Below are 278 nucleotides of genomic sequence, written 5' to 3' on the forward strand. Positions count from 1 at the left end.
TTACTTCAGTAAGTTCAGAGAGTGAAGTTGAGGGTGCAGACTTAGTTCATACCGTTGGCGTTGTAGAATCTACTTCAGATGAGACGTATCCGTTTGTATTAGCAGACAATACTACGAGTGGTGGGGACTATACCTTACCACCAGTATTTAGTAATGGTGTTACGTATGATGCTGTTTCAGGCACGATTACAGTACCAGCAGGTGTTACAAGTTTTACAGTTACGGTGGCTACGATTGATGATGTTCTTGTAGAATCAGATGAGATTTATGATTTAACG

1 protein-coding gene is annotated in these 278 nt (G+C 40.6%); it reads left to right on the plus strand.

The annotated features are described in order from the left end of the window. The coding region (locus tag AC1EUY_RS16210; protein WP_480196594.1) for a hypothetical protein at positions 1–278 on the plus strand (278 nt) is incomplete at both ends.

This window comes from Maritimimonas sp. 2210JD6-3 (assembly GCF_056591795.1).